This window comes from Pseudoalteromonas sp. KS88, assembly GCF_004766475.1.
GTDB lineage: Bacteria > Pseudomonadota > Gammaproteobacteria > Enterobacterales > Alteromonadaceae > Pseudoalteromonas.
This window is the reverse complement of sequence record NZ_PYHV01000026.1, coordinates 86,641-98,793: the sequence shown is the minus strand read 5'-3', so window position 1 is coordinate 98,793 and position 12,153 is coordinate 86,641. Positions and strand designations below refer to the sequence as shown.

The following is a 12,153-nucleotide window of genomic DNA, read 5'->3' as shown; positions in this document are numbered from 1 at the left end:
GCATTGATTGTAAGCGTCACTTTGGCCGCTTCTGAAGCCAATCCTTCACTGTCTTTAACCGTATAAGTAAAGCTGTAAACTCCGTTGATGTTTGTCTTCGGTGTAATGGCTAAACTGCCATCTAAATCAACACTCACACTGGCAAAGCTGTATTCTCCCACGCCGTCGCCTTTATCTTCTAACAATACATTCGCGCCATTGAATCCTTGGTCTTCAACGTCTGAATCGTTCGTTAAAATGGCAATACTTGTCGCGGTATCTTCGTCTGTGGTCACTGCATCATCAACCACTATTGGGCGGTCATTCACTGCGCCTATATTAATCGTTACCGTGGCGGTGTTAGAGACTAACCCTTCACTGTCTGCAATGGTGTAGGTAAAGGTGTCTTGGCCATTTTCATTAGCACTCGGTGTATAAATTAAAGTTCCATCATTTTGGTCGATACTGACGGCCCCTTTTGAAGGCTGTGCTACAACTGCAATATTTCCTGTCGGAATCGTGTCTTCAATATCAGTGGCACCTCCTCTAACTTGAATCGCGTTAGTTGCGGTGTCTTCATCCACCATTTCATTAAAGTTACTCACTACAGGGGCATCATTCACTGGAGTAATATCAATGTTCACAATCGCTTCGTTTGATTCTGCAAGCGTTGAGTCCTTCACCGTATAAGTAAACGAATCACTTCCGTTAACGTTTGAATTTGGTGTAAACGTTACAACACCATTAGCAATACTAAGCTGACCTTTTGTTGGTTGCGTTTTAACTGTAACAGATGAGGCAACCATATTGCTTTCAGGATCTGAGTCATTACTAAGTACATTAATTGATTTAGATTCATCCTCTAGAGTCAAAATGCTGTCATTAAATGCTGTAGGGGCATCTTCAACAGCATTCATATTAATTGTTACGGTATACACTGATGAACTAGCACTTTCACTGTCTTCAACATGATAAGTAAAACTATCAGTTAGATTTTCACTGCCATCGTGAACATAACTAAAGCTACCATTGCTATTGAGCGTTAAACTACCGTATTGTGGGTCGGTATCTTTAGCGATCGTCAAGCTGTCATTAGAGTCTAAATCATCATCAGCTGCTAACGTGAGTAAGCCATTATTAAAGTCTCTTGAAAGTGTTCCTCCTTCATTAATGGTATAGCTGATGTTTTGCCCCGTTGGTGCATCATTGGTATTTATTACTTCAATATCAAAGGCCGTTAAATTACCTGTATCTGTGCCATCATCAACCGATATTTGTATGTTTGATGTTGTGCCAACATGCTCATCCGTTGGTGTACCCGATAATTCACCTGTTTGTGTATCAAAGCTAGCCCAAGTCGGCTTATTAGTGATTGAGTAAGTATGCGTATCTTCACTATCTGAATCAGTTAATGTTGGTATAAAGCTATAAACACTATCTTCATTTATGCTTGTTGTGGGATTACCTGATAACACTGGCACAACATTATATTGCTTGGTGACTGTATCAGTCACTCCAATTCCAGGGTTTCCGCTTTCATCAGTAACGATTGCAGTAAGTGTTAAGGTGCCTTCATTAAGGTTTGTAACATTAATCGATGAAACTTGTTCTGTATTACTGGTTATAGCAACCGCACTTTGACCACTTACAGTATTAGACCCATCAGAAATTTGATAAGTGAAACTGCCTGAGCTTTCTAATCCTGATAAGGTAAAACTAAGCTCTGATTCATTACTTCTATTTATAATGCTTTGATCAATAGCTGCGGTAGTTCCTGTTGGCGCCACGTTATCTAAGATCACAGAAGTACTTGCAACACTAGACGTGTTGCCCGCACTATCTGTTTGAGTGGCATTAACGGTCAATGTACCATTATTAAACGTGCTAACATCAAACTCACTGCCACTGAGTGTCCATGTACCCGAGCCATCAGCCGTGACCGTACGTGTATCGCTATTCGCGCCATCGCTGATAGTAACAGTGACACTAGTATCAGCCTCTGCACCAGAGCCGGTGATTAGTACATCACTGTCTTCCACTGCATTAACTTTACCATCGCCTTCAATTGGAGTTGTGATACTCACAGCACTTGGCGCTGAGTTATCGAGCGTAATCGTGGCTGCTGCTGCCGTCGAGGTATTACCAGCTGCGTCAGTTTGTGTGGCACTCACACTGAGCGTGCCATTATTAAAGCTGCTGACATCAAACTCGCTGCCACTAAGTGTCCATGCACCTGAGCCGTCAGCTGTCACAGTCCGCGATTGGTTATTCGCGCCATCGCTGATAGTGACCGTGACGCTGGTATTAGCTTCTGCGCCTGAGCCAGTGATCAATACATCGCTGTCTTCCACTGCGTTAACTTTATCATCGCTTTCAATTGGCGTGGTTATAGTTACAGCATTTGGTGCTTCGTTATCTAATGTAATGGATGAAGTTGCCGCCGTCGACGTGTTACCTGCTGCATCTGTTTGCGTGGCGCTAATACTGAGTGAGCCATTATTAAAGCTGCTGACATCAAACTCGCTACCACTGAGTGTCCACGCACCTGAGCCATCTGCTGTCACAGTGCGCGATTGGTTATTCGCGCCATCGCTGATCGTGACCGTAACGCTGGTATTAGCTTCTGCGCCTGAGCCTGTAATTAACACATCACCGTCTTCAACAGCATTCACAATACCATCTGTTTCTATTGGTGTGCTAATCGTTAATGCATCGGGGGCTTGGTTATCGAGCATAATCGTAGTTGTAGCAGCCGTAGATGTATTACCTGCCGCATCTGTTTGTGTTGCTGATACCGTAAGCGTGCCATTATTCAGCGCGCTAATGTCTAATTCGTTACCCGACAATGTCCAATTACCACTTGAATCGGCGGTGGTGGTTTTAGTCACACCGTCAATACTGACTGTGACTGTTGCACCTGACTCTGCGCCGCCACCTTGAATTACCACATCACTGTCTTCAGCAGCGTTTACTATGCCGTCAGTTTCAATCGGCGTAGTAATACTAACAGCATCAGGGGTTTGGTTATCGAGCATAATCGCAGTTGTGGCAGCTGTCGAGGTGTTACCTGCCGCATCTGTTTGTGTTGCTGATACCGTGAGCGTGCCATTATTCAGCGCGCTAATGTCTAATTCGTTACCCGACAATGTCCAATTACCGCTTGAATCGGCGGTGGTGGTTTTAGCCACACCGTCAATGCTGACTGTGACTGTTGCACCTGACTCTGCACCACTACCTTGAATTAACACATCACCGTCTTCTGCGGCATTCACAATGCCGTCGGTTTCTATTGGTGTACTAATCGTCAACGCATCCGGCGCTTGGTTGTCCAAGCTGATGGTTGTGGTTGTCGCTGTTGAGGTATTACCTGCGCTGTCAGCTTGTGTTGCTGATACCGTAAGTGTGCCATTATTCAGCGCGCTAATGTCTAATTCGTTACCTGATAATGTCCAATTACCGCTTGAATCAGCTGTCGTGGTTTTAGCCACACCGTCAATGCTGACCGTCACTGTTGCGCCTGATTCTGCCCCGCCACCTTGAATTAACACATCACCGTCTTCAGCAGCATTTACAACACCATCTGTTTCAATTGGCGTGGTGATCGTCAGTGCATTCGGGGCTTGATTATCCAAGCTGATGGTCGTGGTCGTCGCTGTGGAAGTATTGCCTGCGCTGTCGGCTTGCGTTGCTGATACCGTAAGCGTGCCATTATTCAGCGCGCTAATGTCTAATTCGTTACCCGACAACGTCCAATTACCGCTTGAATCGGCGGTGGTAGTTTTAGTCACACCGTCAATGCTGACCGTCACTGTTGCGCCTGATTCTGCCCCGTCACCTTGAATTAACACATCCTCATCTTCTGCGGCATTCACAATGCCGTCAATTTCAATCGGTGTCGAAATGCTGACAGCATTGGGCGCTGAGTTATCTAATGTGATGGATGTCGTTGCCGCCGTCGAGGTGTTACCTGCTGAGTCTGTTTGTGTTGCTGATACCGTGAGCGTGCCATTATTCAGCGCGCTAATGTCTAATTCGTTACCCGACAATGTCCAATTACCGCTTGAATCAGCTGTCGTGGTTTTAGCCACACCGTCAATGCTGACCGTAACTGTTGCGCCTGATTCTGCCCCGTCACCTTGAATTAATACATCACTGTCTTCCGCAGCATTCACAATACCATCGGTTTCAATAGGTGTCGTAATGGTAACAGCATTGGGCGCTGAGTTATCTAATGTGATGGATGTCGTTGCCGCCGTCGATATGTTACCTGCCGCGTCACTTTGTGTGGCGCTCACACTGAGTGTGCCATCATTAAAGCTGCTGACATCAAACTCGCTGCCACTGAGTGTCCATGCACCTGAGCCGTCAGCAGCCACCGTGCGTGATTGGTTATTCGCACCATCGCTGATAGTGACCGTGACGCTGGTGTTGGCTTCTGCGCCCGAGCCTTGAATTAATACATCACCGTCTTCTACAGCATTCACAATGCCATCGGTTTCAATCGGTGTCGTAATGGTGACAGCATTGGGCGCTGAGTTATCTAATGTGATCGAGGTTGTTGCCGCCGTTGAAGTGTTACCTGCCGTGTCGCTTTGTGTGGCGCTCACACTGAGTGTGCCATCATTAAAGCTGCTAACATCAAACTCGCTGCCACTGAATGTCCATGCACCTGAGCCGTCAGCTGTCACTGTTCGCGATTGGTTATTCGCACCATCGCTGATAGTGACCGTGACGCTGGCGTTGGCTTCTGCACCAGAGCCTGTAATTAGTACATCATTGTCTTCCGCAGCGTTCACAATACCGTCGGTTTCAATCGGTGTCGTAATGGTTACAGCATTGGGCGCTGAGTTATCTAATGTGATTGAGGTTGTTGCCGCCGTCGACGTGTTACCTGCTGAGTCTGTTTGTGTTGCTGATACCGTAAGCGTGCCATTATTCAGCGCGCTAATGTCTAATTCGTTACCCGACAACGTCCAATTACCGCTTGAATCAGCTGTCGTGGTTTTAGCCACACCGTCAATGCTGACCGTCACTGTTGCGCCTGATTCTGCCCCGTCACCTTGAATGAATACATCACTGTCTTCCGCAGCATTCACAATACCATCGGTTTCAATAGGTGTCGTAATGGTAACAGCATTGGGCGCTGAGTTATCTAATGTGATGGATGTCGTTGCCGCCGTCGAGATGTTACCTGCCGCGTCACTTTGTGTGGCGCTCACACTGAGCGTGCCATTATTAAAGCTGCTGACATCAAACTCGCTGCCACTGAGTGTCCATGCACCTGAGCCGTCAGAAGTCACCGTGCGTGATTGGTTATTCGCACCATTGCTGATAGTAACAGTGATGCTAGCATTGGACTCTGCGCCAGAGCCTTGAATTAATACATCACCGTCTTCTGCAGCATTCACAATGCCATCGGTTTCAATCGGTGTCGTAATGGTGACAGTATTGGGCGCTGAGTTATCTAATGTGATAGATGTCGTTGCCGTCGTCGAGATGTTACCTGCCGTGTCGCTTTGTGTGACGCTCACACTGAGTGTGCCATCATTAAAGCTGCTAACATCAAACTCGCTGCCACTGAATGTCCATGCACCTGAGCCGTCAGCTGTCACTGTTCGCGATTGGTTATTCGCACCATCGCTGATAGTGACCGTGACGCTGGCGTTGGCTTCTGCACCAGAGCCTGTAATTAGTACATCATTGTCTTCCGCAGCGTTCACAATACCGTCGGTTTCAATCGGTGTCGTAATGGTTACAGCATTGGGCGCTGAGTTATCTAATGTGATTGAGGTTGTTGCCGCCGTCGACGTGTTACCTGCTGAGTCTGTTTGTGTTGCTGATACCGTTAAGCTGCCGTTATTTAGCGCACTGATATCTAACTCATTACCGAGCAGTGTCCAAATACCACTTGAATCTGCAGTGATCGTTTTATTGATCCCTCCAATATTAACCGTAACTGCAGCGCCAGATTCAGCACCACTGCCCTGTACCAATACATCGCTATCCTCACTGGCATTAACATTACCATCGCCTTCAATAGGCGTAGTGATGCTAAGTGAGCTTGCACTTGTATCAATGTTAACATTTAGAGAGCTTGACGAAATGCTATTATTGCCAGCAAGATCAGTTGTAAAAGCACTAATCGAGTGTAAATTTGAAGACAACGCAGATGATGGTGTAAAACTCCACGTACCACCAGATGGCACAACCACAGATCCTAATACACCATCTTGATCTGAAGTGAGTGTAACCGTATCTCCAGCTGTAGCAGTCCCAACAAAAGTGGGCGTGGCATCAGTTGTAATATTGTCTGTATTTGAACTTCCGGTATCACTTGCACTGCTTAAATCAGGTGTACTTGACACACTTGGGATTATCGAATCTAACGTGATACTCAAACCGCTGGATATCGACGATATATTATTACTTGCATCCGTTGCAGTTGCCGTAAAGGTGTGAGTGGTGTTAGAAGTTAGTGTACTTGTTGTGATCTCCCACGTTCCACTCGTTGCAGTCCCTGTACCAATAACAGTGTTTCCAGTCACACTACTAAACAACTTAACCGTTGAGCCTGCTTCTGCAGAGCCCGACAATGTGGGGGTTGTATCATTGGTATAATTATCAGTATTTGAAGATCCACTATCTGATGCTGCATTCAAATCGAGTGACGTTGGTGCACTTGGCGCCACATCATCACTGATAGTTATGGTAAATGACTCTTGGAATGAAGTACTACCATCGTAAGATTGCACACAAATAATGTAGCTGCCTGCGCTAATTGTTGCCTGCGTTTCTAATATACTGCCGTTTATTTGGAAACTACTGTTACCACTACTCGCTGTACACGTTCCACTTGTTGATGCTCCCACACTAACTAAAGTGTAAGTATGACTGTTATCATCAACATCTGTAGAGCTTAAGGTTCCAACATCAGCACCTACACTAGTACTTGATTGAGTCAAACTTAATGAAGATAACGCTATATCTGTCGGCGTATCATCAACAGCAGTAATTGATACAGTTGCTTGATTTGTGCCAGTACTATCAGACGTACCGTCATTAAAGATATAATCCAATGTAACACTACTGGATGGGTCTTCAGAAGTATTAGCATAAGTGAGAGAAGAGATAACCGCATCAACAATACTTGATGTTGCACTACTATTAAATGTGAGTTTAATAGTACCCGCAGAATTGGTTGTTACAGTACCTACTGATACACTATTATAAGTAAAACTATTACCTTGGGTCAGCGTTCCCAACAGACCGCTATTCGCAAATACATCAGCACTATTTGCACCACCACTTCTTGAAATTGTAAGACTTGCATTATTGTAATCGCCATTGCCACTATTGAGTGCGTCTAATTCAGTATCAGACACTGTCACGTCACTATCTATCGCAACAGCACTACCATTTTCAATAAACGTTGAACCGCCATTTAATGAAGAAAATACGGGTACACTATTACTAGCAATGAACGTGACCACCGTATTTGCACCACTATCAGCAACAGTAAATGCTAAATCTGCTGAAGGTGCGTTTGTCAGTGACAGTGTCAACTCGGATATATTAAAATCAGTCGCATCGGTATCAACTTCTAAGGTGCTTGAACCATTAAAACGTACGTTGTTAGTTGATAGCCCCGTAACGCCGATTAACGTGATCATGTCCCCAATGGCTAAGTCTGCAATGGTATCACCAGAAAGATCTGACGTACTGCCTATAAAGTTGTCATTACCACCGTTCCCTGTCATTGAATCGGTGCCGCCACCAGGGCGGATGGTATCAGCGCCACTGCCACCAGTAAAAGTATCAGAGCCATTTAAATCTGCTGCTGAAATAGTTAACACGTCACCACTAAATGCACTCGCATCCAACGTAATTGTACCGGTGATCGCACTGCCTGTGGTATTGGTTATATCGACCGTGCCGCCATCTGATGCAAAATTATCCGTTAAAGTAATTGCAAAATTACTATTTGTTCCAATAGCTACACCTTCAACTGATGAAACCGATGTGCTGCTAAAATCAAACGTGCCGCCATCCATTAATTTCAGTGTTTCGTTGCCAGCACTACCGACCATTGACGTGCCAAAATCACCGATATTGCCAGCGTCGATAGCAACCGTTGCACCACTGCTTAAGCTCAAAGTACCAATATTAAAGTAACTACCACCAGAGACATCTGCTCCATTAGAGGCCGATACTCTATCAGTTTGACTGGTATCACCGGTTAGTGTGCCTATATAGGCACTTGAGCCTATATCAAATGTTATTGCATCTGTGGATGAAATAGCATCCACATTGGTGCTGCTTGAAACTGTAATGGTTCTAGTATTAGTGCTGTCATCACCCACGCTATAGCTTTCAACACCGGCTAAAGCAGTAAAATCACCATCTCCGCTAATGGTAATAGATTCTGAGCCAGACGCAGTTATTGTGCCACTAAACGCATTATGCTGACTTGCGGTCATACTAACTGAAGCACCTGATGCCAAAGTTAAATTACTTATGTTGCTTATGGTACCCGCTGATATATTTGCACCATTACTTAAACTCAGTGTATCTGAAACAGTATTGTCACCCGTAATGGTGCCCGTAAACGCAAGCGTGCCTAGATCAAACGTAATGGCATCGGTCGTCGATGTTGCAGTAACAGAATGCCCTGCACTGGTTACAGTCACCGACCGAGCGTTCGTACTGTCATCATTTAAAGTATAATTCTCAATGGCTGATACCGTACTCAAATTGCCATCACCAGAAACAGATACCGTTTCTGTGCCACTGCCAGATACGGTCCCTGTGAACCCTGACAGTTGGGCTGCGTTTATTGTCACAGTACCACCAGCAGCAACCGATAAATCCTCAAACCCGCTGACTGTTGCACCTGATATATTACCGCCGTTGGTAACAACCAAGGTATCTGTGCCACTTCCACCCGCTAAAGTACCCGTCGCACTCAACGCATTCACATTTACAGTGTCGTCACTACCACTACCCGTTAGGTTCTGTGACGCGCTGCCTAAGGTAAATGTATTCCCTGCTGACAATACATAGGTTTCAACTGCGCTATTCCCAGTTAGGCCATCGGTCGCGGTGCTTATGGTGATTGAATCAGCGCCAGAAGCCGTTACCGTTGAAAAACTGTCGTGTTGCGCCTCAGTCATCGTCACTGAAGCACCACTGCTTAATGTTAAAGACTCGAACGCACTTACTGTGGCATTACTAATATTAGCACCAGTGCTCATTTGCAGTATGTCAGTACCGCCGCCGCCAGCAAGCGTCCCCGTAACACTTAAGCCTGCAATATTAACGGTATCAGCACTGCCACTTCCGGTAATATTTTGCGCTGCACTTGATAAAGTAATATTGAAAGCGGCATTTAAAACATACGTTTCTATGTCTGCATCTGCAATTACAGTGCTATCCCCATCGGCACTTGCCAAGGTAAATGTATTTGTGCCAGTCCCATTTATGGTTGTAAACGCATCGTGTTGTAACTCGCTAAGTGTTAACGAGCCGTTATTATAGGTAGAGAGCGTTTCAAAAGCGGTTAAACTGGTCAAGTGCGTGAGATCACTACCATCTATAACAATAATTTCATCTGTGCCGTCGCCACCTTGGGCTGTAGACCCAACAATATGACTCGCTGATGCTATAGTCAGTGTTTCATTGTCACTGCTGAAACTAATGGCTGGGCTTAAGTTGGCGCCCGATGTGGTATTAAATGATGCCCCGGTCGTACTGGCCGCTGTTACATTGGCTACACTAATAACAGCACTTCGTGACGCACTGTTGTCAGTTCCGTCGTTAACAACAACGCTCACCGTGCGCGACGTGGTATCCGGCGTCGAACTCGTATTATTGTAAGTTACAGCTTGTAAGAAAGCTGCAACCTCGGCTGTTGTCGCTGTTGCGCCCGTTATAGAGAGTGTATCTTGCAGTGTTATGTCAGAAGCGCCACTTACTCCTGTCAGCGCATTTTGCGCACTGGCTGATACATTAAGCCCTTCTGAAGCGCCATCTTGATCATTCGTTAAACTGACTGTAATTGTTGTTATTGTATCAGTATCCGTGACTGTTGGGCTTGTCATGAAGCTAACGGCACCAGACCCTTCAGAAAATGAAGCTGTGGTATCATTACCTGATGTACCACTATTTAAATCAACCACAGGTGCGGCGTTGATTGTAGTAAAATTAAAGGTGGTATCGTCACTAATGCCCGCAAAACTATTGCCTGCTGAGTCATCAACTGCCGTTGAATCTACTCGCACTGAATATTGATTACTGCCCGTTAAACTACTTGTCGGATTTATATAAATTTTGTCATTAGCGATGCCGATACGACCCGCGCTTGGGCTGGTCGTTGCGCCATCACTTTGCGTCGCAACATTAAACACCTCAAAGTTGCTGCTACCAGTGACATCGCGCACCGTTATATTGCCCATACCCAGTGCAATATTTTCATCAAAATCAATAACAATGTTATTACTGACAGACACATCCGTGTCATCATCATTAGGCGTTGAATTACCACCGTCAAAACTAGGTGCGGTGACATCTGCAGTAGTAAAGTTAAATGTTGTATCGTCGCTAATCCCTGCAAAACTATTACCAGCAGAGTCATCAACTGCCGTTGAATCTACTCGCACTGAATATTGATTACTGCCCGTTAAACTACTCGTCGGATTAATATAAACCTTATCGTTTACAATACCAATGCGGCCCGCACTTGGGCTAGTGGTTGCGCCATCACTTTGTGCTGCAACATCAAATACCGCAAAGTTGCTGCTGCCAGTAACATCTCGGACCGTTATATTGCCTGTACCAAGTGCAATATTTTCGCTAAAGTCGATAATAATATCGTCACTAATTGGTACGTTGGTGGCATTGTCACTCGGCGTTGCGCTTGCACCATCAAACGTGGGCAAAGTTACGTCAACAGTAAAGCTCATAATAGCCAGTTCATTACTTGTGTTACCCGCAGCATCTGTAACAGTTACTGTACAATTACTATAAGTGCCATTTGCTAATGCACTACTATTATCAGTTTGCGTCAATATGATTGTTTGATTCCCTGTGCCACTTATCGTTGTTGACGTCGAAGTACCACAGCTTCCTCCCATCAAAAGCGTTCCTACTTCATCCGTACTGAAAATATAATTTGGGGTATTATCATTTGTGGGCGAAGCAACAGGTGTTACCTGACTGATAATCGGAGCCGTACTGTCAGCAGGACCATCATCAATAACGATATTAACTGGGGCGTGGCGGGGATCATAATCACTACCCATTCCCACTACAGGAAAATCAAAAGTTACCTTATCAACATTTTTAAAAAGGTCATCATTAAAGTCTGACGCTCGAGTCATGGTAAACGAGGAATTAACGGAGCCATTCGGAATAACAACGTTGCTAGTAACCATAAGGCTACCGTCTAAATAACCTTTCAACGTTACTGAGTCATTACCATTTTCTGTGGACGTTTGACGAAAAAATGTAAATGACTCTAAACTAAAGTTATCTCCATTTTCTTCGTAAAGCACCATGCCAACGCTAGTTCCCCCAGTTAAAACATTCGTGAGTGAAAAAGAATAAGCTGCTATGCCGTTAAAATACTGCCAGTCATTTATACTTGTATAGTCAGATGCCAAACCAGCGTCGAATATAAAACTAAAACCAGTAACATCGTTCACACCATTTTGCCCATCTTGCAAAAATTGCAATCCAGAGCCATTTCCAGCAGAAAAGTTTATTGTTTGTGCTGCTGCCCAAGCATCTATTGATAATGTATTAGCTGCACACGCGCCTATAAGCGTCATAGCCTTTGTGACTTTATTTAATTTCATCATATCAACCTAAATAATATTGAACTAAATATACTTTTTTCAGAGCAACTGGCGCAGCTCTGTGTTTACTTTTGCTTTTAAACTCGAGCTAAATAAGTATTGATTCCTTATATAACTCATCACTTGGGGAACCACGTATGGCAAAGTTGCTGTTGATTGTAAACTTTTGCTTCCATGCTGAAATGTCCCTGTGATATCCAATTATCATGCTACATTTCTTTGCAAATATTAATGCTAAATTCAGTTAAAAGCTTAGTTTAAAAGCTACAGGCCACAACTTTATTTTTCACTTATTTTATAGAGCTTTCAGTTTATTTGATTT

Annotated in this window: 1 protein-coding gene; it reads right to left on the bottom strand. The window is 44.7% G+C overall.

Translation table 11 applies throughout. From position 1 onward, the window contains the following. Positions 1-11,834, bottom strand: an 11,834-nt coding sequence (locus C7Y70_RS16985) for an Ig-like domain-containing protein (protein ID WP_135476049.1), incomplete at its 3' end; no start/stop codon positions are given. Between the last annotated feature and the right edge of the window lie 319 nt (positions 11,835-12,153).